Here is a 23,939-nt window from a genome sequence, read left to right on the forward strand (position 1 = left end):
ACGCTGATCGTGGAGACCGCCAGACTCATCGTGTGCGCGTCGAGCTGTTGGCTGTCTGTTTCCTGCTGCTCGGCTGCGACAAGCTCTCGGGTGCTGAACCCCCGGCCGGGGAGCTCAGCCGCGGCGAGTGTGTACAGATGACGATTCGCCTCAACGAGCTCAGGGACAAGGAGCTCGGGAGGGTGAACAGCAAACAGCAGAGAAATACCGTCGACCACTGCATGCAACACGGGACTCGAGCGCAGTTCGACTGTGTGCAGTTTGCCAGTAATGCCAGCGAGGTCGCGCGCTGCGACGAGCGGGCCAAGTGAGTGAAGCCGAAGGAGCGCGCCGATGATCCCCGAGGGCAGGGAGCTGCCAAAACACATCCTGGTGATGGTGGGCCTGCCCGCGCGTGGCAAGACCTACATCGCTCGCAAGATCGCGCGTTACCTGTCCTGGCTCGGGTACGACACCCGCACCTTCAACGTCGGTGAATACCGCCGCTCGCAGGTCGGAGCGCGCCAGCCCGCCAGCTTCTTCGACCACTCCGACGAGCGCAACACCGAGCTGCGCGAGGGGATCGCCATGCGGGCGCTCGACGACGTGCTCGAGTGGCTGGCGGGCGGGGGCGAAGTGGCAATCTACGACGCCACGAACACGGAGAAGTCACGCCGCGACATCATCTGGAACCGCTGTCGTGCCGTGGGTGTTCAGGTCGTGTTCGTCGAGAGCATTTGTGAAGACGAAGCCGTCGTCGAGGCCAACGTGCGCGACAACAAACTGCGCTCGCCCGACTACGCCGACGTGGACCCGGAGGAAGCCGTCCGGGACTTCCGCGCTCGGATCGCGGCCTACGAGCGCACCTACGAACCGGTCGACGAACCAGAGAGGAGCTACGTCAAGATCATCGACGTCGGGCGCCAGGTCGTGGTCAACCACATGGAAGGCTACTTCAGCGCGCGCCTGATGTTCTTCTTGATGAACGTGCACCCGGGGCGGCGCAAGATCTGGCTCACGCGCCACGGCGAGAGCCTGTTCAACACCAGCGACCGCATCGGCGGCGACAGCAACCTCTCACCCCGCGGTTTTGCCTACGCCCGGAGCCTCGCGGAGTTCATGCGACAGCAACCGGGCACCGACCGGCTGGTGGTCTGGACGAGCACACTCAAGCGCGCGATCCAGACCGCCGCGGAGCTGGGAATAAGGCCCATCGCTCGCCGTGCGCTGGACGAGATTGACGCCGGGGTCTGCGACGGCATGACCTACGACGAGATCAAGCAGAATCTCCCGGACGAGTACCGCGCGCGCGTCGGCAACAAGTTCCGCTATCGCTACCCTCGCGGTGAGTCCTACGCCGACGTGATCTTGCGGCTGGAGCCGGTCATCGTGGACATCGAGCGCCAGCGTCAGCCGATCTTGCTGGTGGGGCACCAGGCGATCATCCGAGCGCTCTACGGCTATCTGACCGGGCGCCCCCAGGAGGAGTGCCCCCACGTCCCGATCCCGCTGCACACGCTGATCGAGCTGACGCCGACCGCCTACGGCTACGAAGAGCACCGCGTCGAGCTGGAGCCGGACCTGCCGGATCGGTCGGACGCTCCGCTCTCGATGGGGCCCTGGCCGCAGGGGTGAGGCGAACGAAGCGAGCACGCGCGAATGTTCGCGCCGCGCTCCGCGCCCACTCGAGCGGCGCGCTCCCGCTCGACATCGTGATTGGCTTGCCCGGGCCAGCCGGCGCAGGTACTTCTCGTACATGGCGCGAGTCGGACATGCGATGGGTGCGGCGTGGCTCGTTTCGCGGTCGAGGCCGTCTCCCTCTACCTACTCCCGCCGGGCGCGCGCCGACGTTTCTTCGGCGCCACGGCTTGGGCCTGAGCGAGCCCGGGGCGCGCTTCCTTGCCGCGCGAGAGCCCAGGTCCCGGCGCGGCCTTCGCCGGTGCGCTCGCTGGGCTGGTTGCGCCGTCCGCCAGCGCCTGAAGCGCCAGGGCGTACTCGGGGCCCAGGGTCTCGTGTTTGAAGAACACGTACACTTCCTGCCAGGGCAGCTCTCTGATGCGCGTGTGCCAGGCGGCGAGGTCAGCCGCCGCATACTCCGCGCCGCGCAGGCGCAGGTAGCCAAAATCTGCTGTGGCCTCGAGTGGAGCCGAGGGCCCCCCTTCGTCCGGATCCCCGGCAACGAGCGCCACGTTGTGCGCGCGGAGCGCGGACAGCACGCTGTCATCGAACCACGACTCGTGACGAACCTCGAGCGCCGCCCTGAACCCCGCCGGAAGCAGCGACAGAAAATCCGCCAGCAAGGCGTCGTCGCGCCGCAGCACCGGCGGCAGCTGAAACAGGACTACTTTGCGCTTTTCGCCCAGCGCGGCACTCACCTTCGCGAGGTAGTCGACGGAGTCCGCCACGTTGCGCAGCTTGCCGATGTGCGTGATGCGTCGCGACGCCTTGAGCGCGAAACCAAAGTCCCGCGGTGTCACCGCGCCCCAGCCCTCGAGCACCGCTGGCTTGGGCATGCGATAGAAGGTGTTGTTCACCTCCACCGCCGGCAGGCGCGCGGCATAGTGCTCGAGCATCTGCTCCGGGCGAAGCTCCGCTGGGTAGAACGAGCCCCGCCACTCGGGGTAGGAGAAGCCACTCGTGCCAGCCCGGACCCTCACCATTCACCCCCTCAATACCAGACGGCGCCCACACCGAAGGACGCGAGCCACGGCAGGTCGTTCTTCACACGCGGCAGGACGAGCGCGGACAGCCTGATCTGCGGCTGCGAACCACCGCTCACCTCGAGCTTGGTGATGTCCGCGGAGAGCTCGAAACCTGCGTAGTTGAAATCGGAGCTCGTTGCGTCCTCCTTTGCGCCGACCTTCAGCGAGAAGATGAAGGACGGCGCGTACGCGATACCAAGCACCACGCCCCGCCACAACGTCGGCAGTCGAAAGTCGCCGAAGCCGAAGTTGACGCCGAGCTCCATCGGCAAGACGCCATACAGGTACGCGATGTTGTCGTACTTCGTATCGCGCGCCGTGACCGCACCCGCGTCCGTCTTGTAGCTGTACTTCAGCGGGGGTCGCACGTAGAGGCCGCTGAGGTCGAAGCGCAGCCCGGCGCGAAACGCGGCCCACGAGGTGGAGCCGCTCGCAGGCTCGGGGAGCGGCAGGTACATCACGGACAGATCGAGGCCGAGCCCCAAGCCGACGCCGTAGGTGGTCTTTTTTCCCAGCTCGATCTCGCCCGTCTCCGGGTTCTGCCCGAGGTACTGAGTCTTCGGAATGATCAAGCCGGTGGCTTGGGCGTGGGCACCGTAGCTCACCCGCGCCCCGCCGCGTTTCTGCCACGCCGCCGACAACACCTTGGAGTCGCCGTAGTCCGGCTCGTCATCCTTCTTGGGGCGCTTCAGGATGAAACCGGCGGAGATCCCCTGGGACGGCGGCGCTGGATCCGCGGTGGCCGTGGCCGCAGGTCCCGCCGACTTCGCCTTGTCGCCCCCCCCGAGCAGCTCCGCGACGGCCTCGGTCGCGGCGTCCGCCCCCGCGATCACCTTGCTCTTGGCGTCCCCGTTCCTGACGACGAGCACACGAACGCCGTCCGGATCCTTCGAGATGCGGATCAACACGGCTGCACCGAGGGCCTGCCTCACGTTCTCGAGCGGCCCGGCCTCCGTCGAGACGTGCCCCGCTTGCATCGCGTCCTTCTGCTCAGCCGCACCGCGGACGTCGGCTTTGCCGTCCGGCGTGAGACCCCGCTCCCGCGCGACCTGATAGATCTTCGCGCGGAGCTTCGCGTTCTCCGTCTCGTCGTCGAACGCATCCAAGATCACCACGACCGTCTTGTCGGCCTTCGGCGCTGGCGCCGGAACCGGGGCGGCGGGCGCGGGCTCGGACTGAGCCAGCGCGGTCGCCGGGAAAAAGAGCAACGCCCCCACCGAGAAGACTCCCCACACGCGCGCCATGACGGGGGCGATCTTGCCATTCTGGGCGGTGCGGTGCCGAGTTTTTCGGCCATCTGGCAGCAAGCACGGGGCGCAATCGAGCCTCGTCGGAGTGAAAGGCCTGATCGTCGGACCAGGTGCCTGCGTGCTCGTCGGCGTCGCCTGAGTTGACCCTCGAACTGGCCGGGCGACTCGCGACCGTGCGAGCCCGCGCCAGCTGGCGAAGGCGCTCGAGGTGCTCGAGCCGTGATCTCGACCCTGCGACGGCGCGCGTCGCAACAGCGCGAGTGCTCCGTCGCCCTCGGCCGAAGTCGTCCGCGTGCGTTGGCGCGAGGCTCCCGCCGAAGCGCGCGCGGTCATCAGCACGACACCCGTCCGGACGATCTGCACCGACCTACCGTTTCGGCAGTCAACTGGGCGGAATCAGCACAATGTCATCGCGGGCGCTCGTGCCACAGCGGATTGGCCATGCCCATCCGCTGAAGTATTTGCATTCGACCCGCCGCTACGGGACTCTCCCTTGGCCGAGCACTGCGTAACCGGAGACGCCGTGATGGAGCAAGACGCCCTCGTAGCCCTGCTGCTGACCCGCGACGCCGGGCTCATCGAGCTGGCCCGCGGCTTCACTCCGGCGCGGCTGACCTGGGATCTGGTCGGAGCGCTCAGCGAGGCCGAGCGTCTGCTCTCCGCGACTCCCTACGCTGTGTTCTTGATCGACATCGACTCCTCCGCGCAGCTCGATGTGCTCGACGCCGTCCACCGCCATGCGCCCGACACCGCAATCGTGGTGCTGGGGGCCGAGGCGGGAGCCGCTCCAACGGCGACCGCCATCCAGCGCGGCGCGGACGAGTACCTATCCAAACAGAACCTCGGCGCTGACGCACTGCTCGCCTCCGCCCGCGTTGCCGTGGAACGGCGAGGCGCCCGCCGCGCGCTCGGCGACCCGGCGTCGAGCCTGGAGGCCGTGCCCCTCGCGGTGGCCGTCGTCGACCGGCGGGGCCTCGTGAGCACGACCAATCGCGCGTGGCGGGAGCTCGCACTCGACCTGGACTGCCTCGTCGCGCAGCTGAAACCGGGCGCCGACGCACTGGCCACGCTGGAACGGTTGGCCATCCGCGATCGGAGCGTCGAGGACAGCATCCGTGGTGTGCGCTCCGTGCTCACGGGAGAGGCCAAGGCCTTTCGAACTCGCTGCTCCTGCAGCCCGCGGCTCGAAGGCGCGGAGGCCACGCTGCAGGTGGAGGTGTCGGCGAGGCCCGAGGGCGGCTCGGTGCTCACCTGCACCGACATCACCGACATGCTGCGCGCCGAGGCCGCCCAGCGGAGCTCCGAACACGAGCTGTGGAACGTGATGGCGCGCTTCCCGCATTCCATCGCGGTGCACCGCGAGGGGGTCGTATTGTGGGTGAATCAGGCGCTCCTCGCCTACCTCGGCTACCGCGAACCCGGCGAGCTCGTGGGGCGGACACTTGCGTCTCTGCTTCACAGCGAAGACGCGGAGGAGGGCGGGTTGAATCAAACATCGGACTCCGACAATCCCGCGCCCACGCCTGCGCAGGGCACACGACTGCGTCGTGCCGATGGCAGCTCCTGGCTCAGCGACGTTCAGTCGATGCCCGTGCACTTCGACGGCGAGCCGGCGACGCTGGTGCTGGCCAAGGACGTCTCTCAACAGCGGGAGCTCGTCGCCCGCATGATGCAGGCCGATCGCATGCAGAGCGTCGGGCTGCTCACCGCCGCCATGGGCCACGAGATCAACAACCCGCTCTCGTTCGTGACCGCCAACGTGGACGTTGCCCTACGCCAGGCCGTGGACCTCGAGCAGAGCATCGCGCGGTTGACCTCGCAGGCCATCGATCCCGCGCTGCTGGACGTCGTGTTCCGCATCGAGGAAGGCCTCAGGTCCATTCGCGAAGCCTTGACCGACGCTCGTCAAGGCTCGCGCCGTGTTCAGAGCGTGGTGCAAGACCTGCGGTCATTTGCCCGCCCGGAGAACCTGGAAGACGGGCCGGTGAAGCTCGAGGGTGTGATCGACGCAGCCTTGAGCATGGTGTGGAACGAGATCCGTCACCGCGCTCAACTGGTGAAGAACTACGAGACCGTCCCCTACGCGCTGGGCAACGAAGCACGCCTGGGCCAGGTGTTCCTGAACCTCCTCACGAACGCGGCCCACGCCATCCCGGTCGGGAGCGCCGATTCGAACGAGATCCGCGTCCGGGTGTACCCGGCGACGGACGCCGTGGTCACGGAGATCTCCGATACCGGAACCGGGATCGCTGCCCAGGATCTGCCGCAGATCTTCGAGCCCTTTTTCACCACCAAACCGCAGGGGCAAGGGACCGGCCTCGGCCTGCCGATTTGCCGCGACATCGTGCGAAACCTGGGCGGCGACATCGACGTGGAGAGCACGCCGGGCAAGGGAACGACGTTCAGGATCCGCCTGCCGTCGACCGACCAGCGCCCCCGCGCGGTCTCGACCTTGGCGCCCCTCACCCCTCCCCGCTCGGCACTGCGTGTATTGGTGGTGGACGACGAACCCATGATGGGTCGGGTGGTCGGGCGGTGCCTCGGGAAAGGGCGCCTGGTCGAGTGGGTCGGCAGCGGGCGCGAGGCCCTGACGCTCCTCAGCGGACCCGAACACTTCGACGCGGTGCTGCTCGACGTGATGATGCCGGAGATGACCGGCATCGACGTGTACGAGAAACTCCGGCAGGAGGCGCCGGAGCGGCTCCCGCGAATCGTGTTCCTGACGGGTGGTGCGTTCACGCCCCTGGCGCGAGAGTTTCTGGAGCGCGTACCCAATCGGTTGCTGGCCAAGCCGTTCGAGGCCGCCAAGCTGCGACAGGTCGTGGACGAGCTGGCCTCCGAGCGCGGTTGACGAATTCGCAGGTCGAGGCCGAAGGGTCGCTTCGACCCCTTCGGTCATAATGACCGCGCCCGAGCCCCTCCGAACGAGCAAGAACTCGGGGAAATACCAGCGTCCGCCTCCCGGTCTGGATCCTGCAAAGCGTTCAACGAGGGACACACCATGCAGAATCTCGACGACCTCCAGGCTCGGAAAACCAGCTCTTCTACCCCGCCAGCCTCCATCGCGCTCGATGCAGCGACGAAGCTCGACGGGCGCTACCTGCTGAAGCGCCTCTTGGCCCGAGGCGGAGCGGCGGAGGTCTTCGCGGCCGAACACCTCGTGACCAAACGCGCGGTCGCGATCAAGATCCCGATCGGCGGAGCGACCTCGAACAAACGCCTCGAACGCGAGATCGAGGCGTTCAGCCGGGTCCGGACCGCCGGCATCGTCGACATGCTCGACGCCGGCTTCGCCGACGGCGTGCCCTACATCGTGTTCGAGCTGCTCGAGGGGCGCACGCTGGCCGGATTGCTCGCCGCGCGCGCCAAGCTGAGCGTGGCGGACACGGCGAAGGTCGGCCTCGAAATCACCGCCGCGCTGGCCCACTCCCACTCGCGCGGGGTCGTGCACCGTGACGTCAAGCCCAGCAACGTCTTCGTGAGGCGAGACCCACATCACCAGATCGTGCTCCTCGACTTTGGCATCGCGCAGCTGGCGGCCGAGAGCGAGCCGCAGGAGAAGCTGACTCGCGAACACTCGCTGCTCGGCACGCCCGAATACATGGCACCCGAGGCCTTGCTCTCGAGCCCGTCAACAGACACGCGCGTGGACGTCTACGGCGTCGGAGTGACGCTGTACGAGTGCCTCACGGGCACGGTGCCGTTCGAAGGCAAGTACGCCGAGGTCCTGCTGAAGGTCTCGACCGGAGTCCCGCGCCGAATCAGTGAGCTGCGTTCGGACGTGCCAGCGAGCTTCGAAGCCGTGATCCTGCGCTGCCTCGCCCGCAATCCCGACGATCGCTTCCAGTCCATGCAAGAGCTGAAGGACGCGATCCGGGCCGCGGCTCCTGCCGGCACCGACGCCGCCAACCTGCTCGCAGAAATCCCGCCCCGCGCGGCCGGGGAACACGCTCCGGACACCAAGGCCGATGCGCCGATTTCCCTCGGCGCCGCCACTGGCGCCAGTCGACGCCGGCACCCGCGCGCCCCGTACATCACCCTGGCGCGCCTCACCCTGGCGGATGCCAGCCGGGTCGACGGCCGACTGGAGGAGGTGAGCGAGGGAGGGCTCCAGTTCGTCGGCGACCGTGCAGTTCCGGCGGGCGAGACCGTCCAGATCCGCTTCGCACTGCCCGCCAGCGGTCGCATCGCGGAGGTGCGAGCCATCTCGCGCTGGAACCGCACCATTCGTGGAACCAACGCGACCGGGTTCGAGTTCTCGGTCATCTCGGAGCACGCGCGCGCCGAAATTCGGCAGTACGCGGGCTTCGTCAGCGCCGACGCACGCAGCGCATGAGCAGCCCTTCAGTTGTTCGAGCCCCGACCGTTCGTGATCATCGTGAAGACGCCTGACCTCCTCCGCCTGTCGACGCTCGCGGCCTGCCTGGCCGGCGCGAGCATCGCAACAGCAGCCCCCGCCGACGTCACGCGTCCGACCCTGGCCTCCGGAACGACAACAAAGACCGCCGCGGGTTTCACCGTGGCGGGTCCGGGCGGTGCAGGTTGGCAGATCCCCGGAGGACCGTTCGTGCACGCCGAACCCGGCGCCGAGCTGCGCGTGTTGCCCACGGCTCAGCCGCTGTCCCTCGGCCCAGGCGCCATGACCGCCGGATACACTCTGGTGCTGCGCGCGGGTTTCATTCGAGTCGAGGTCCCCAAGGGCAGCAAGAGCGCAGTCGTCCTGGCGGCGCCGCGGCGCATGAACGCCATTGTGCAGAGTGGTCGCGCGCTGGCCGCTGCTACCGCAACTCAGACTGCCATCGCGAGTGTCTTCGGCGCGACCACCGTGAGCACCGACGACGGTGCCTACCGTCCGGTGGCACCCGGCCGCGTCCAGCAGGTTGACGGCGGAAAGGTCAGCGAACGACAGCTGCCCCTCGAACCCAAGGGCCTGCGAGGTGGTCGCCTCGCCATCGCGGCGAGTGGTTCGGCGAAACTCGGCAAGATCTCCTGGGACGCGGTGCCCGGTGCGGTGAGCTATCGCGTGCGCGTGCAGGGCGAAAAGACAGCAGGGAACCTGCTGGAGCTCTCGACCCAGACGCCCTCAGCTCGGCTGGACAAGACCCTGACCGTCGGCAGCTACGAGCTGTCGATCAGCGCGCTCGACGCCATCGGATTCGAGAGCAGCCCGCTGATTCGCCCGCTGCGCATCCTGGGTGTGAGCCTGCCGGAAGGTGCGTATGCCGACGCTCGCGGGACACTGCTCCTGGGTCGAGGCCAGCGCGCCAGTTTCATCGGCGTGGACGGGCTCGAGATGACCTACGGTCACGCGCGTCACTACGTGCGAGCCGCGCCGACCGCCGGCTTGCTGCGTGACGAACCGACGACCATTCACTTCCGCTTCCCGGGTTCCAAGCAGCTCGCCAGCGCACGCCTTGCTCCCCGCGACCTGCGCGCGGACCTGAAGATCACGCCGCGCTCCGCCGCCTGGCCGAGAGATCCGATCGAGATCCGCTTTCGCGTCGTCGATGGCGCGGGGAACCCGGGGCCCGCGTTCATCCAGCCTCGCGCTCGTGTCACGCTCGGTGTGAAGCCGCTCAAAGTGGCGTTCAAGGCGCAAGGCGGCTGGTACACCGGACGCGTGATGCCCCAACGCGGAGCCGGCCCCTGGGTGCTGCGCGTCGAGATCGAGGACCAACACGGCATGGCGCTGGGGCGCGATTTCGTGGAGGTCGTGGGAGAACAGAAACCCATCTCCCGACACAGCAGCCCCGGTGCATCAGGCCAACTGGTCGCCCGGCGGTGAAGCGCGCGCAGCCAGGTCAGAAGGAGCAGCCAATGGCATCAGAACCAGCATCGAGCGAAGAGCGGACACCGGCGGAGGAAGCCAGGATCCGCGCCTTGTCGGCAGCCCCCTGTGTCGACAATCGCCGCGGCAACGCGCGCTTCGCCGTGGAGCTCGACGTGAGCATCTCGAGCGACCACAACTTCTACGCCGGTTTCACCGAGAACCTGTCGGCCGGTGGCATCTTCGTCGCGACCCACGCGCTCAAGGCCGCGGGCTCGCTGATCGAGCTCTGCATCTTCTTGCCAGGGGCGAGCGGCGCTATCCGGGGCAAGGGGGAGGTCCGCTGGATCCGCAACTACCAAGAAGGCGGTGACGTGCCGCCGGGCATGGGGATCCGCTTCGTCGAGCTCGAGGCGGGTTCGCCGGAGCGCATCGAAAGCTTCCTGCGCCAGCGTGAGCCCATGTTCTTCGACGACGACTGACGCTTCGAAACGAGGTTACAAACGTGAAGACAGCGGACAGCACGGCCGAGCTCGAACGTTGGGGCAAGTTGATCCGGCGGTTTGTCCACGATCTTCGCAGCCCGCTCACGGTCATCAAGTCCAACGTGGACTACCTGCGGGAGACGCCCCTCAGCGAATTGGGGGACGAGGCTGGCCCGGTATTCGAGGACCTTTCCGATGCCGTTCGACAAGCGGAGGCGCTGCTCAGTGCGCTGGACGATGCGACAGCGGCAGCACGCGAAGGCGCGGCGCGGACACCCAGCACGGGCTGAGCCCGTCGTTTTGAACGCCCAGGAGGCGGGCGCGCTTCAAAACTTCTTGCAAGGGCCTTCGGGGGGAGTGCCTTCGGGCGTCATCGGCCCGATCCCGCCGAACTGGCTACGCATGGCCCGGGTCAGCTTTCGATTTTGGGTGATGTCGGAGAACAAGGTCGCGCCGGCAGTTGGAGTGCGCTCGAAGCTATCGTAGTCGACGTGGAACAAACCGAAGCGCGGCTCGAAGCCCTCCGCCCACTCGAAGTTGTCGTACAGGCTCCAGTGGTAGTAGCCGCGCACGTCGACGCCGGCCTTGCGCGCCTTCACCACCTGCTCGAGCTCTCGCACGATGTTCTCCTGTCGGCGCGCGCCGACCTCCGTGCTGATGCCCCCTTCGGAGATCAAGAGAGGCAGCTTCGGGTACCGAGCGCCGAAGGCCTGGAGCACCGTGCTCACGCCCGGGGCGTAGAACTCGTATCCCATTTTCGGCACACAAAAGCTGGGATCCGTCGGCGGGACGCAGGACCCGAAATCGAAGCTGCCAAAACAAGGGGTCAGCGCCAGCACCTGCAACAGGCCCCCTTTGCCGGTGACGCCGGAGCGCAGGTAGTACTGCAGACCCAGCCAATCGAGCTTGCCGGCGAAGCTCGGAACGAGCTCTTCGAGCACGCCATCGGCGTCGTTGTCGAAGGCACCCTGGGTCAGTGCGTCGATGAAGAGGTAGTGAAAGAAGAAGACCAGGCGATCACGCGCCGCGATGTCTTCCGGATCGTCGCTCAGCTGGTTCAGCCGGGATGGCACCCAGTCTGCCACCGAGAGCGTCAACCCCACACTCGCTGCCTCTCCGTCGCCGTCCGCATCCGTCTGGTCGGCAGCCTTCAGCGCGTCGTATGCGGCAACGTGGAGGCGGAGGTAGTCCTTGATCACCGGCACGAGCTTGTCCACGAGCGAGAAGATGTATTTCTTGCCGGGCGGGAACACACCAACACCGTAGGAAGCGACCAGGTAGTTGATGGGTTCGTTGACGGTGCCCCAGTCGTCGACGCGGTCCCCAAGGCGCTCGGCTAGCAGCTTCACGTGCTCGGCAAACTCGTCGACGACCAGCTTGCCGCCGACGGGGTGACCAAAACCGCACAAGTTCTGATCGGATGGCCCGCTGGCGCAGTCCGGGTCTCGCGGATCGTCGACCCAGACCGGGTTCGAGAAATGATGCAAGGTCACCATCGGGCGGATCCCGGCGGCGATCAGCGCGTCGATCAGCTCGCTGTAGTGCGCGAGCGCGGCCTCGTCGATCTGGTCGCGCTTGGGCTCCACACGCGCCCATTCGATGCTGAAGCGATACGAGTCGACACCGAGCGTCTGGAGCAGCGCGACGTCCTCGATGGCCTTCGAATATCCCTTGGCGGCGTCCCCCACGAAGCTGCCGACACCGAGGCCCCCCGCGCTCTTCGGCTGGCTGAACAGGTACCAATCCGTGTTCGGATTCTGGTCCTCGATCTGCGTCGCAGCGCTCGCCACTCCGAAGCGAAAGCTCCCTTTGCCAGACTCCGCGCTGAGCGAGCCCATGCTTGGAAAGCCGACGTCAGCGGCGCCGTCCGAGGCGGGGTCGTCCCCACCACAACCGGCGGCAAGCGCCGATAGAATCCAGCCGAGCGCGAGAGCGCGGACCGAGGACACCTGAACACCCGCCATGGTGCAGACGGATCTAGCGCAGTTTTGCCTAGAGGACTCCCACGCCCGGGAAAGCACCCCGCTTGCGGGTCTTTACGGCTCGCCTGGGAAGTGACAAACCTGATGCTCAGGTGGATCCAAAAACGCCGCTCGAACCGGGGGTGGTCATCGCGGAACGCTTCCGCGTCGACCAAGCCGTAGCCTTTGATGGCGCGGGGCCGGCGTTCTTGGCAACGGACCAGGAGACCGGTGACCGGCTGCTGGTCTTCGACGCGGAGCTCGCCGAGGCCGACGCGCTCCGGCACGGCGTTGGCACCCAGCACCCCCACCTCGCGACCATCCGCGGTCTGGTCGCCCACGGCTCCCGCGACGTGTTGCTCACGGAGCACGTGGTCGGGCTCACCGTCGAGTCCTTCGCGGACGGCACGCCGCGCCTCACGCAGGTCGATGTCGCCCGCTTTGCGCTGCGGGCGCTCGATGCGCTGCAGGCGCTCCACAACGTCGGCGCGGCGCACGGCTTCGTGCAGCCGGCTGCACTGATCATGGAACCCGACGGCCGGCCGCGGCCCGTCATGGCATTTGCACCCTCACGGCTCGGGCCGTCCGTGTATCGGTGCCCCGAGCGTGGAACGAACGGGCCGCCTTCGATCGCTGACGACAGCTGGGCCGCCGGCGCGCTCCTGCACCGCATGCTCACCGGCAAGGACGCCCCGGCCGCTGGATTTTCTGCCGAATCCGAGATTTCTGACGTGGACACACCGCTCTTGAAGAGTGCGTTGTTCCACTCCCTCGCAGCCGACGCCACGAAGCGCAGTGACAGCCTCCAGCCGCTGCGCCGCGAGCTCGCGCGTTGGTTCGCCGATCACGCCGGTGATGGCTCGAGCAACTCCAGCATGTTGAGCCGGCCACCGCCGCTGCCGGACGTGCCGCCTCTGCCCGGCGCGCGCGCCTCGGTCCCCGAGCCCGAAAGCCTCCCGCCAACAGCCGCGCCTTCGGGGCCGAGATCCGGCCCTACCGAGGTTGCGCCACGGCCCCGCCGCAGCGCGCCGTTGATCTTCGCGGTCGTGGCCGCGGTGCTCGGGCTCGGCGCAGCTTGGGGAGTGTCTGCGTGGCGAGCCAAGCCGAAGGTGACGGTGATCACCACCAGCGCGCCGCGCGAAGCGCCCCCGGCCGCGGCTTCCGCCGTGAGCCTGGGTGAAGTCGCCGTGACGGGCGAGAGCGAGGGCGACAGCGGCGGCGGTGCGGACCTCGCGGTCAGCTGCGTGAGCGCACACTTTCCCAAAGACACCTTCAAGAAGTCCCCAGACCTGAGCTGGTTGTGCACCGAGGTCAGCCCGCTGACCGGTGGCGAGAAGCTGCGCGTGGCGGTCGTTCAAGGCGCCGCCGGCGGGGCACCCACCGACGCGCAGACCTTGTTTGCGAAGGTGGGTTGGTACGAGATGGCGTTGTTCGCCGTCATCCGGACCAGCTGCTGCACGGAGCCTCCCGCCATGAGCCTGCCCGAGCCAAGCGCGGGCTGTGAGCCACTCGTCGGTGCCGCAACCGACATTGGCAAGGCAGTGGCCGGGAAGCAGTCGCTGGATGAACCGTTGGCAGCGTTTGCGAAGGCGGCGCGCTGCGAGACCGACGCCAAGAAGGCGTCGCTGTTTCGCCGCGGAGGTCCGCCCCAGCCGAGCGAAGAGGCCGCGTTCAAGGAACTCCTGAAGAGCGTCACGGGCCAGTAGCCTCGTCGAGGCCTTGACGGTGGACGTCCTCCTCCTCTGCCTCGACCTCGCCCTCGGCATCCTCGTCCCGTGGTGGATCGTCCGGCGCGATCTCCGGAAGCTCGACGAAGTGCGGCTGGGCCGGGCGTGGAACGAGGCCAGCTTCTGGAGCGCCATCGTGCTGTTTGGTCCACTCAGCCTGCCGTTTCACTTCGTGAAGACCCGCCGCACCTTGCTGGGACTGCTGCTCGGTTTGGCCTGGACGGTCGCGGCCTTTTTCAGCATCGGCCTCGTCGCATCGGCGGCGGGACTGCTCCTCGGCGTCGAGTGACGCGGCGCCTCGCGCGCGCCGGCCTGACTGCGCCTCGATCGGGGCCGCTGTTCTCTCGGGCAAACCCGCCGGAAACACCGTAGGGTTGCTGCGTCAACGCTCTCCAGACGGTGGGCACTCGAAAGATCTCTCGCATGACGTCCGAACCCACCGAAGGCGGAAGGCCCGAGCTCGAGGCGCGGCTCGCCGACGCGCTGATGAGGTTGCAGCAGCTCGAAGAGACCCAGAACGATCTGATCCACCTGGTCGCTCACGACATGCGGAGCCCGCTGGCGGTACTCCTGGCCAACGTGCAGTTCGTGCTGGACGATCTGGCCGAGCGCGGGGAACAGGACGCCATCGAAGCGCTGGAGGACATGCGAACTTCCGGGCGCAGGTTGGCCGGCATGGTCGACATGCTGCTCGACATCAGCCGCCTGGAAGCGGGCACCGCAACGCTGTCACTGGCGAAGCATGACCTCGTGCGGCTGGTGCGGGAGAGTCTGCGCGAATTGCAGACTCCCGAGGCGCGCGCCATCGAGGTCGACTCACCGGATGCCGTGCACGCGGTGTGTGATGAAGTCTTGTTCCGTCGTGTCGTCGATGATCTGGTATCGGCGTGCATCAAACGCACGCGCGGGCGCGGTGTCATTTGCGTCAGAGTGTCGCCGAAAGGGCCGCGCGTCGTGCTCACGTTCTCGGACGATGGCGCTGACATCCCGGCGGAGTTTCTTCAGAAGGTCTTGCAGAAATCCGGACAGCTCGAGGCCAAGCGCAGAGGGGTTACGACCAGCGTCGGCCTGGTCCACGCGCAGCTCGCTGCGGCGGCGCACGGCGGCAGCTTGCAGGTCGAGGCCCGGCCCGGGCAGCCCGGCGTCAGCTTCGTGCTCGAGCTGCCCGTCGAACCAGCGGTCGAAAACACCTCGAAGGGTTGAAAGCACTCTCCGGGGCTGGCCAGCTTGCCGGAATAACCGCCTGTAATCATTGAGTACTGTAGCTGGCACGAGCCCTGCAGAAGTCAGGGTTTGCCATGAGCTCGAATCAAACCCACGCCGACTCCTCCGACCTCACCATTCAACGCCTGTGTGCCCAGGCGCGCGGCGCTGCCTTTCGGCTCAAGCGGCGCCTGCCAGCCCACGTCGAGGTCGACGACCTGATCAGTGCGGGGAATCTGGGCATCTCCCGCGCGCTGGTGAACTGGCGGAGCGGAGAGCCGGCGGCCTTCGAGGCGTACGCCATGCGCTGCGCGGTCGGCGCGATGCTCGAGGAGCTGCGGTCAGCCGATCCCTTGACGCGCAAGCAGCGCCGGATCGCGGCCGCGCTCAATCGCGCCGAGGCAACCCTGTGCCAGGCGCTCGGTCGGCCTCCCGAGCCGGACGAGCTGGCTCAGGAGCTCGGCGTGAGCGACGACGCTCTGTCGCGCATGCGCGTGAGGTCGACTCGCTTCGGCAAGGTCAGCCTGTCCCAGACCGAGTCGATCTACCCCGTTCAGTGCCCGCGCTTGCACCCGGAGGCAGAGCTCGTCGAGTCCGAACGAGTGGAGAAGTTGTTCGCGGCGATCGACGAGCTGCCGGAGCGCCTGCAGACCATTCTGAAGCTCAGCTGCGGCGAGGACCTCACGCTGCGGGAGATCGGCAGTCGCCTGGGGGTCACCGAGGCGCGGATTTGCCAGCTCAGGAAGTCGGCGCTGGCTCAGCTCCGCGAGACCTGCCGGGACACCGTACTGCCGCCGCCGATGGAGACTGCGCGCGCCGCCTGAGTCAGCTGCCGTTCGTGCCGCCGCCCTCTTCGATGCGCTTGAGCATGCGTCGGAAATTCGACGGGTCGACGCCAGCGAGGCGCGCAGCCTCCGCCACGTTGCCACCGCTCTTGTCGAGCGCCCGCGAAACGTAGTCGCGAAAGAACGCATCCCGAGCGTCGCTCAGACTGGGTAAACCGCCGGGTCCGGGCGCCGAGGGTCTCGAGTGCCGCTCCGGCCGCAGCTCTCTCGGCAGCACGATCGGTGTGATCAGCTCGCCCGTGCAGAGGACCAGCGCGCGCTCGATGGTATTTTCCAGCTCACGCACGTTGCCGGGCCAGGAGTGACCCATCAACAGGTCGAGCACCTCCGGGGACACCGCGGGGCGCTCGCGCTTGAGCTTCAACGAGTGTTTCTGGATGAAATGCTGCACCAGAGGCGGGATGTCCTCGGGTCGCTCCCGCAACGCCGGTAGCTCGACGCTGAGCACGTTGAGCCGATAGAACAGATCCCGGCGGAAATTGCCGGCCTCGACCTCTCGAGTCAGGTCGCGGTTGGTGGCGGCGATGATGCGAACGTCCACTGACTTCGACTCGCTGGAGCCGATGGGCCGAATCACTCCTTCCTGAAGCACGCGCAGCAGGCGCGCCTGAGTCGACGCAGCCAGCTCGCCGACTTCGTCGAGGAAGAGGGTTCCACCCGAGGCGGTCTCGAACAGACCGCGGCGTGTCGACGTCGCACCGGTGAAGGCCCCCTTCACGTGCCCGAACAGCTCGCTGTCCAGCAGCGACTCGGCCAGCGCCGCACAATTGACGTCCACGAAGGGGCGACCGCTGCGCTCCCCCTGGCGATGGATGGCGCGCGCCACGAGCTCCTTGCCCGTGCCGCTCTCCCCCAGGATCAATACCGTGACGTCGACCGGTGCCGCGGCGGAGATGAGTCCGGCGACCTGTCGCATGCCGGCCGATTCGCCGACCAACCCCTGGACGCGTTCGCTGGCCTGGAGCTGTCCCTCGAGGAAGCGGTTGCGCTCGAGCAGCCGCCGGTGCGCGACCGCACGACGCATCGACGGGATGAGGGTGTTCTCGGGATCCGCCGGCTTGACCAGGTAGTCGTAAGCGCCGAGTCGCATGGCCTCGACGGCCGCTTTCACCGTGGCTTGCCCGGTGAGGAGGACGATGGCGACCTCGGGCCAGCGCACATGAGCTTCGGCCAAAAGCTCGAGGCCGGTCTTGCCAGGCATCGAGACGTCGGTGAGCAAAACGTCCGGAAGCTCCCCGGGGCCAGACAGGGCGGCCCAGGCCTCCTCGGCGTCGGCGCACAGCTCGACGCTGAATCCCGCGGCGGCGAGCGCGCGGCCGACCGCCTTGCGCTGGAGCTCTTCGTCTTCCACGACCACGATCCGGCCGTGAGCAAGGGAGTGGGCTGACACGAAGGGTCAGTTTGACCCTGCCGCCGCGCGGAGCGCAACACCCACGGGCGGCCCGCGAATTCGCCCGAATTCTGCTGCGGTCACCGGGAGGAAGCGCGAATTGACGGTCCAGGCTTTAGGCCGGCGCGCCGCGTCCGTTGAGGGAGTCATGACTGCAATGCCCGCCGTCCCTCCCCCCATCAGCCAAGCCGGCGAGCGCCGTGACACCCCGACTCCCGGCTCGTCAGTCCGGGGCGCCGTTCTCCTGGTCGACGACGATCAGGCCATCGTGCGGAGCTTCTCCCGCGCGTTGCGGGCCAACGGTTTCGCCGTGACCCCAGCCTATGATGGTGAGGAAGCGCTGCGACTGATCTCCGAGACCCGATTCGACGCCGTCGTCAGTGACATCGCAATGCCCGGAATGGACGGTGTGCAGCTGCTGCGACGCGTGCGTGAGCGCGACCTGGTCGTTCCGGTGATCCTGGTCACCGGCGATCCGAAGGTGTCGACGGCCGTCGAGGCCATGGAGTTCGGCGCGTTCCGCTACCTTTCCAAACCGGTCGAGATGGACGCGCTGATCGGCGCCGTCGAAAAAGGCGTGACCTACCACCGCATGGCGCGCGCCAAGGCACGCGCCGCGGAGTTGCTCGGCAACGTGGCCGCGCCTGGTGATCGCGCGGGGCTCGAGGCGAGCTTCGCCCGCACCCTCGACACCCTGTGGATGGCGTTCCACCCCATCGTCGACCCGAAGAAGCGCGTCGTCTTCGGACATGAAGCCCTGATGCGCAGCCGCGAGCCGTCGCTACCGCACCCCGGCGCGATCCTCGACGCCGCCGAACGCCTGGACGCGCTCGACTCGCTCGGGCGAACGGTCCGCGAGCGCTCGGCACTGCCGGTGGTCGACGCACCGGAGAGCGGCCTCTTGTTCGTGAACCTCCACGTCAACGATCTGTTGGACCCGACGCTCACGAGTCCCGACAGCGCCCTGTCCAAGATCGCCGACCGGGTGGTGCTGGAGATCACCGAGCGCGCAGCGCTCGATCGGGTGGGTGATGTGCGCGCCCGCGTCGCGGCCCTGCGCGCCATGGGGTTTCGCATCGCCGTCGACGATCTGGGTGCCGGTTACGCCGGACTCACGAGCTTCGCGCTGCTCGAGCCCGAGGTCGTCAAGCTCGACATGTCCCTGATTCGTGACGTCGACAAGAACCCCACCAAACAGAAGGTCGTCCGCTCGATGACGGTGCTGTCGAAGGACATGGGCATGCTGGTGGTCGCCGAAGGTGTGGAGACGCCCGCCGAGCGCGACACCCTGATCGACCTCGGGTGTGATCTGTTGCAAGGGTTCTTGTTCGCCAAGCCGTCGCCCCCCTTCCCCCAGGTCGCGTGGTAGGTGCATGGTGGCGAGGCCCGACTCCCTGGACCCGGTCACCCTGAGCCCGGTGGCTCGCAAACCGCTGCTGCCCCCGCGGCCGGAGCGGGTGACGCCAAACTCGGAGACTCGGCCCGAGATGCCGGCGGTGTGTCCGCCGCTGCCGGTGCGATTTCCCAGCGAGACCGACGAGGAGCTGGACGGCGGGCGTATCACGCAGATCAGCATCCCGCCGGAGCTGGACACCTCACGCGACCGGGTCCTCCTGCTTCGCCTGGACGGCGTCGATGGAGGACAGCTGGTGGCACTCACACACTTCACCGCCACCATCGGGCGGGAGCTCGACAACTCGCTGCGCATCAACGAGGGCGGAATCAGTCGGCACCACGCCCGGATTGCCTGGGAAGACGACGCCCACTGGGTCGAAGATCTGGCCTCTCGCAACGGCACGTACGTCAAGGGTCGGCGCGTCAACAAGGCACCGCTCGCGGACGGCGACCTCGTGCAGTTCGGGCCGCACGCCTGCTTTCGCTACACCGTGACCGACAGCCTGCACGAGCAGCTGCTGCGCAAGCTGCACGAGTCGAGCACCATCGACGTGCTCACGGGCGCCTGCAACCGGCGCCACTTCGACGCCCGGCTGAAGGCGGAGCTGTCGTACGCCCGACGCCACAACGCGGATCTCGCGGTCGTGATGCTCGACATCGATCACTTCAAGCGTGTCAACGACACCCACGGCCACTTGACCGGAGACGCCGTGATTCGCCATGTCGCCGCGCTGACCCGCGGACAATTGCGCGCAGAAGATCTGGCGGCGCGCTACGGCGGTGAAGAGCTGGTCGTGCTGCTTCGCGGCACCGATGTGAGAGGCGCGGTGCGTGTTGCAGAGCGTATCCGCGCCACGATCGAGGTCCTGCCGGCCCGAGTGGACGGAACCACGGTGATGGTCACGGTCAGTGGAGGCTGCGCTGCGCTCTCGGAGCCCAACGCCGCCGCCGACGGCGCGGATCTCGTGGCCCGCGCCGATACGCGCCTCTATGAAGCGAAACAGCGGGGGAGAAATCGCGTCGTTGGCTCCGAGTCGAGCTGAAGCGAACGCTTCGTGGTGCCCGGGTCGTCTCAGCCTCGCGACAGGTCTCCGTCCCCCAGCAGCTCACGCACGCTTCCACCGTGCGCGAGCACCCGGGCAAGCTCGAGCAGCGTGCGCCCCTCGCCGACCAGCGCGCCGGGTGATGGTCGCCCCGCACCGGTGTGCCCATAGAGCCCCGTGAGCAGCAGCCGAGACGGGACGCGCCCGCGTAACGCCGCGTGCAGTTTCTCGGCTTCGTTCCAGGGGATCACGTCGTCGTCGCGGCCGTGGCACACGACGACAGGCGAGCGCAGGCGCGTGAGCGCCGTGCTCGGATTGGCGAAGTCGATGTTGCGCCCGGCCCGCTCGAGGGCTTGCTCCACGAGCAGCGCACCGCCGGATCGCACCCCACAGCCGAGCAAGAACAAGTCTCGCTGCGCCGCTGGCACCCGCTCGACGATGGCCGCCGCGAACGGCGCGAGTCGTCCCTCTGCCTTGAGCTCCATGCGGCCCCAGGTTCGATAGGTCATCTCACGCCAGGCTTCGGCGAGCACCCCATGCACCGCCTCCGGCACCTCGAGCCAAGGCAGCAGGTTGAGGAACAACGCCGGCTGGTTGAGTGGATCCCTGGTCAAGACCCGATCCCCGTCCGGACGTCGCATGACTCCGTCGACACAGAACCGCACCGTGGCGGCGAAATCGGCGTAGCCCCCGAAGGTGACCACCGCATCAACGTGCTCTGGAGCGCGCGCCGCGACCTCGAGCGCCGGCCACGAGCCAAACGAGATGCTGAAGAGGGTGACCTTCTCACCGGGGCGCGAGCGCCGCACGAGCTCCATGAGCACGAGCTCCAGATCATCGATGGCGCTCGGATGCGCCACGAGCTCGGCGTAGGTGGGCAGGATGGGTGCTACGACCCGAAACCCAGCGTGCGCGAGGATGCGACAGAAGCGCTCGAGGCGGGGATCGTCGGGGCCGTCGAAGTGCAGGCCCGGGGCCACCAGGTAACTACCGAGTGGTTCCCCCGGCGGCTCGAACACCCGGACCTCGAGCCGCGTCGGCGCTCCGGGTCGCGGGCGGGTGCCGAGCTCGCGCGCGCGTCGTCCGGGCAAATCACCGGAGCGGAGCCGCCAGGTCTCGCGCCGAACACCCCGCGGCAGCGCTTGACCGGGCGCCCAGGGACCGAGCCAGCGGAGCAACAGGCCAAGTGCACGGAGACGACGACGTGGCATCAATCTCTTCCCGCTATCACCTTTGGCTCGCGTCACGAAAGCAGCGTCATTCTGGGGAGATCACCGCCATGGCTTGCATCCCGGCAAAATCAGCGTGAAGAGGCCGCCCGTCTGGCGCGTCTAACGGGGTTGGGACAGCTCCAAGGGCGTCCCGCCACTCGGGCCGGGAACCGGACCCGGCCCCACTGCTCCGAGGAGTCCACCATGCGTGCTCTGAAAGCCACGATCCTCGCTGCCATCGTCGCCGTGCCGTTGGCAGCCGCCGCTGGACAAGCGCCGCCCAACTCGTTCGACTCGGTGCGCCGAGGCAAGGTGAACCTGAGCCACCAGGCCCTCCGCATCACCGCGTGTGTCGCCAAGGTCGAGCAACAGAAGACGACGTGTGTCCCGACGGCTGACACGACCGACTCGTCCACCACAATCACGCTGCGCCCCGTCAGCCAGGGCGACGTAGCCTCCAAGGACAAACGCGAGCCGCGCGAGGTCTCGCTCTCCAAAGACGCGAACGCGGTCGAGAAGCTCGAGCTCGGCGTCGGCGTCTGGGAGCTCGACTGGCCCGCTCGCAACCAGAAGGATCGTTTCTTCGTCGCCGAAGGGGACGAGTTCGCGGTCAAGCTTCACACCCAGGTCGGTGCCTGCACCAAGACCAAAGACGAGTGTCGCCTGAAGACCGATCAGACCAAGCTCGAGGTCAAAATCCCAAAGCGCTGCCGTCGCTGAACGTGACCGGCACAGAAAGCCAACAACGAACATCATGAAGCGCGTCTCGACTCTGCTCCCGTTGACGATCCTCGGCTCTGGCCTGGCGTTCATTGCCTGTGCTGCATCGGACGGAGGAGGAGGAGGAGGCCTGGGTGCCTCGGGTGGCGTGGACGGAGGTGGCGCGGGCGGCGCCGGAGCCAGCGGCGGCGCGGGCGGAACCGGCGCGACGGGCGGCGGAGGAACCGGCGGCACCACGGGCGGAACCGGCGGCGTCGGCGGCACGTCGGGCAGCGGCGGAATGGACGCGGGCAACGACGCGGCCGGCGGCAGCGGCGGCACGGGTGGCGGGAGCGACGCAGGCGGAGCGAGCATCGCCGGCAGCATCGTCGACCTGGTCGCAAAGACTCCGGTCGCGGGGCTGAAGGTGTGCGTCTACCAGAACGCGGCCATCCCTGCGTGCAGACCTCGGGCACCGGCGACTACCTGTTGACCGGCGTGCCGGCAAACACCGACGTGCTGCTCGAGTACACCAAGACGGACTACCTGCCGACCCTCGTCACGGTGCACACCGTTGCGGGCCCGATGAGCGTGGGACAGTTCCTGGCGCCGACCATCAGCGCAGCGGATGCGCTCGCGGGTCTGGTCGGCATCACGATCAACTCCGCGAAGGGTCACATTCTCGTAACGGCGTTCCAGGGCACACCCGGAAACTTCTCCGGTCAAGACAACGTGACCGCCTCCGTCACACCGAAATCCGGCAGCGGGCCGTTTTATCTGAACGCAAACAACCTGCCCGATCAGAGCCTGACGGTGACCAGCACCTCGGGCATCGGGCTGTTCGCCAACGTCGACCCGGGCGACGTCGAGGTCACACTCGGACACTTCACGAAGACCTGCCAGCGCCTGAGCACCTCGTGGGCCGGCTCCAAGACCACGGCCTCGAAGGTCAAGGTCGTGGCCGGCTACCTGACCGGTGGCTCCGGGCTCGAGTGTCCCTGAGCGCTTCCGGGGGGCCGAAGGCCGCCGATCCAGAGTGAAAGCCGAGCTGCGGAATGGACTGAGCCCCGAGATTGTCTCGGCCTCGTTGGTCGAGGTATAGCCGGAGCCCCGAGGAGCCCATGCAGGACGTCCGTGCACTGAACGAGCTGGTCGCGAAGGAGAGCGCCTTCATCGACGATTTGATGGCCGAGGTCGGCAAGGTGATCGTCGGCCAGACCTACATGATCGAGCGCATCTTGATCGGCCTCCGTGTGGCGGCCACGTGTTGCTCGAGGTGTGCCCGGCCTGGCCAAGACGCTGACCGTGCGCACGGTGTGCAACGCAATCCAGGCGAGCTTTTCTCGCGTGCAGTTCACCCCGACTTGTTGCCGGCGGACCTCATCGGCACGGTGATCTACGACCAGAAGCGCGGTGAGTTCTCCAGCAAGCTCGGCCCGATCTTCGCGAACCTGGTGCTGGCCGACGAGATCAACCGTGCGCCGGCCAAGGTGCAGAGCGCGCTGCTCGAGGCGATGCAGGAGCACCAGGTCACCATCGGCGACACGACCCACAAGCTGCCCGATCCGTTCGTGGTGATGGCAACGCAAAACCCCATCGAGCAAGAGGGCACGTACCCGCTGCCCGAAGCGCAGATCGATCGTTTCCTGTTGATGATCAAGGTGGGCTACCCGACCCGCGAGGAAGAGCGCACGATCATGGATCGCATGACCGGACTCGTCCCCGCCACGGTGAAACAGAGCACGAGCCCCGAGCAGCTGGTGGACGCGCGCCGAGTGGTGCGCGAGGTCTACATGGACGACCGGGTCAAGGACTACATCGTGGACGTGGTCTTCGCGACCCGCGAGCCGCAGAAGAAGGGCATGAAGGATCTCGCCCCGCTAATCGAATACGGCGCCAGCCCCCGAGCCAGCATCGCATTGAACCTCGCGGCCCGCGCCCACGCCTTCCTGCGCCACCGCGGCTACGTGACCCCCGAAGACGTCAAGGCCGTCGGCCCCGACGTGCTCCGCCACCGCATGGTGCTGTCGTACGAAGCGGAGGCCGAAGAGGTGACCGCGGAGCAGATTGTGAAGCGGGTGTTCGAGGTGATCGAGGTTCCCTAACCCGCGAGCGCCGCTCGCACCAACGCTGTGTTCGATGAGCCTTGTCCGAACGACGCCGAAGGCGCCGATCCTCGAGCCACGAAAAGCTTGTCATGCTAAGCATCCGGGAGACGAGGCCCTCCCCCAATGCCGCGTACCCTCTTGGACAGGACTTGCTCCCGGACCCGCTCAATGTAC

At 67.5% G+C, this 23,939-nt stretch carries 21 protein-coding genes and 1 pseudogene; 17 read left to right on the forward strand and 5 right to left on the reverse strand.

Going from position 1 to position 23,939, the window contains the following annotated elements:
* Positions 1-32: 32 nt before the first annotated feature.
* On the forward strand, positions 33-311 hold the full coding sequence (locus IPI67_30980; GenBank protein MBK7584599.1) for a hypothetical protein: 279 nt from the start codon (positions 33-35) through the stop codon (positions 309-311).
* A 22-nt stretch (positions 312-333) separates the two neighbouring features.
* The gene (locus tag IPI67_30985) at positions 334-1,614 is read left to right on the forward strand and encodes a histidine phosphatase family protein (GenBank protein MBK7584600.1); all 1,281 of its coding nucleotides are present in this window, start codon (positions 334-336) and stop codon (positions 1,612-1,614) included.
* Between the two features lie 185 nt (positions 1,615-1,799).
* On the opposite strand, the gene IPI67_30990 is transcribed toward IPI67_30985, so the two are convergent.
* Positions 1,800-2,636, reverse strand: a complete 837-nt coding sequence (locus IPI67_30990) for a DUF72 domain-containing protein (GenBank protein ID MBK7584601.1) — start codon at positions 2,634-2,636, stop codon at positions 1,800-1,802.
* 11 nt (positions 2,637-2,647) lie between these two features.
* Positions 2,648-3,925, reverse strand: coding sequence for a hypothetical protein (locus IPI67_30995; protein MBK7584602.1), 1,278 nt, complete (start codon positions 3,923-3,925; stop codon positions 2,648-2,650).
* A gap of 499 nt (positions 3,926-4,424) precedes the next feature.
* Between IPI67_30995 and IPI67_31000 the strand changes: the two genes are divergently transcribed.
* The 5 genes from IPI67_31000 (at position 4,425) to IPI67_31020 (ending at position 10,473) form a co-directional block, all read left to right on the forward strand.
* On the forward strand, positions 4,425-6,782 hold the full coding sequence (locus tag IPI67_31000) for a response regulator (GenBank protein MBK7584603.1): 2,358 nt from the start codon (positions 4,425-4,427) through the stop codon (positions 6,780-6,782).
* A 150-nt stretch (positions 6,783-6,932) separates the two neighbouring features.
* Entirely contained in the window at positions 6,933-8,267 is a 1,335-nt protein-coding gene (locus tag IPI67_31005; GenBank protein MBK7584604.1) for a protein kinase, read from the forward strand.
* 12 nt (positions 8,268-8,279) lie between these two features.
* On the forward strand, positions 8,280-9,716 hold the full coding sequence (locus IPI67_31010; GenBank protein MBK7584605.1) for a hypothetical protein: 1,437 nt from the start codon (positions 8,280-8,282) through the stop codon (positions 9,714-9,716).
* A gap of 32 nt (positions 9,717-9,748) precedes the next feature.
* On the forward strand, positions 9,749-10,180 hold the full coding sequence (locus IPI67_31015; GenBank protein MBK7584606.1) for a TIGR02266 family protein: 432 nt from the start codon (positions 9,749-9,751) through the stop codon (positions 10,178-10,180).
* 23 nt (positions 10,181-10,203) lie between these two features.
* Complete coding sequence (locus tag IPI67_31020; GenBank protein ID MBK7584607.1) at positions 10,204-10,473, forward strand: hypothetical protein; 270 nt, start codon at positions 10,204-10,206, stop codon at positions 10,471-10,473.
* Positions 10,474-10,509: 36 nt separating this feature from the next.
* On the opposite strand, the gene IPI67_31025 is transcribed toward IPI67_31020, so the two are convergent.
* Positions 10,510-12,147 carry a glycoside hydrolase family 1 protein gene (locus IPI67_31025; GenBank protein MBK7584608.1) on the reverse strand — a complete coding sequence of 546 codons (1,638 nt, stop codon included), beginning with the start codon at positions 12,145-12,147 and terminating at the stop codon, positions 10,510-10,512.
* A 110-nt stretch (positions 12,148-12,257) separates the two neighbouring features.
* Here IPI67_31025 and IPI67_31030 point away from each other — a divergent pair, with 110 nt between their 5' ends.
* From IPI67_31030 to IPI67_31045, 4 genes are all read left to right on the forward strand, one after another.
* Positions 12,258-13,850 (forward strand): hypothetical protein, encoded by a 1,593-nt coding sequence (locus IPI67_31030; protein ID MBK7584609.1) that lies wholly within the window; start codon positions 12,258-12,260, stop codon positions 13,848-13,850.
* A gap of 19 nt (positions 13,851-13,869) precedes the next feature.
* Entirely contained in the window at positions 13,870-14,160 is a 291-nt protein-coding gene (locus IPI67_31035) for a hypothetical protein (GenBank protein ID MBK7584610.1), read from the forward strand.
* A gap of 134 nt (positions 14,161-14,294) precedes the next feature.
* Entirely contained in the window at positions 14,295-15,074 is a 780-nt protein-coding gene (locus tag IPI67_31040) for a HAMP domain-containing histidine kinase (GenBank protein MBK7584611.1), read from the forward strand.
* Between the two features lie 95 nt (positions 15,075-15,169).
* Entirely contained in the window at positions 15,170-15,898 is a 729-nt protein-coding gene (locus IPI67_31045) for a sigma-70 family RNA polymerase sigma factor (GenBank protein ID MBK7584612.1), read from the forward strand.
* 1 nt (position 15,899) lies between these two features.
* Here the strand turns inward: IPI67_31045 and IPI67_31050 are convergent, their stop codons facing one another.
* Positions 15,900-17,309: a sigma-54-dependent Fis family transcriptional regulator gene (locus IPI67_31050; GenBank protein MBK7584613.1), complete on the reverse strand. Its 1,410-nt coding sequence runs from the start codon at positions 17,307-17,309 to the stop codon at positions 15,900-15,902.
* A gap of 148 nt (positions 17,310-17,457) precedes the next feature.
* On the opposite strand from IPI67_31050, the gene IPI67_31055 reads away from it, so the two are divergent.
* Both IPI67_31055 and IPI67_31060 read left to right on the forward strand, forming a co-directional pair.
* Positions 17,458-18,678: an EAL domain-containing protein gene (locus IPI67_31055; GenBank protein ID MBK7584614.1), complete on the forward strand. Its 1,221-nt coding sequence runs from the start codon at positions 17,458-17,460 to the stop codon at positions 18,676-18,678.
* Between the two features lie 4 nt (positions 18,679-18,682).
* Positions 18,683-19,747: a diguanylate cyclase gene (locus tag IPI67_31060; GenBank protein ID MBK7584615.1), complete on the forward strand. Its 1,065-nt coding sequence runs from the start codon at positions 18,683-18,685 to the stop codon at positions 19,745-19,747.
* Between the two features lie 29 nt (positions 19,748-19,776).
* On the opposite strand, the gene IPI67_31065 is transcribed toward IPI67_31060, so the two are convergent.
* Positions 19,777-20,958, reverse strand: a complete 1,182-nt coding sequence (locus tag IPI67_31065) for a hypothetical protein (GenBank protein ID MBK7584616.1) — start codon at positions 20,956-20,958, stop codon at positions 19,777-19,779.
* Between the two features lie 204 nt (positions 20,959-21,162).
* On the opposite strand from IPI67_31065, the gene IPI67_31070 reads away from it, so the two are divergent.
* The 4 genes and pseudogenes from IPI67_31070 to IPI67_31085 all read left to right on the forward strand — a co-directional run bounded on the left by IPI67_31070 (position 21,163) and on the right by IPI67_31085 (position 23,762).
* Positions 21,163-21,678, forward strand: coding sequence for a hypothetical protein (locus IPI67_31070; protein MBK7584617.1), 516 nt, complete (start codon positions 21,163-21,165; stop codon positions 21,676-21,678).
* Positions 21,679-21,712: 34 nt separating this feature from the next.
* Positions 21,713-22,150 (forward strand): hypothetical protein, encoded by a 438-nt coding sequence (locus IPI67_31075; protein ID MBK7584618.1) that lies wholly within the window; start codon positions 21,713-21,715, stop codon positions 22,148-22,150.
* Positions 22,117-22,659, forward strand: a complete 543-nt coding sequence (locus IPI67_31080; GenBank protein ID MBK7584619.1) for a hypothetical protein — start codon at positions 22,117-22,119, stop codon at positions 22,657-22,659. The genes IPI67_31075 and IPI67_31080 overlap by 34 nt, the downstream gene beginning before the upstream one ends.
* A 119-nt stretch (positions 22,660-22,778) precedes the next feature.
* A pseudogene (locus IPI67_31085) lies at positions 22,779-23,762 on the forward strand (MoxR family ATPase).
* Positions 23,763-23,939: the final 177 nt, after the last annotated feature.

This window comes from Myxococcales bacterium (assembly GCA_016706225.1).
Taxonomy (GTDB): Bacteria; Myxococcota_A; Polyangia; order Polyangiales; family Polyangiaceae; genus JADJKB01.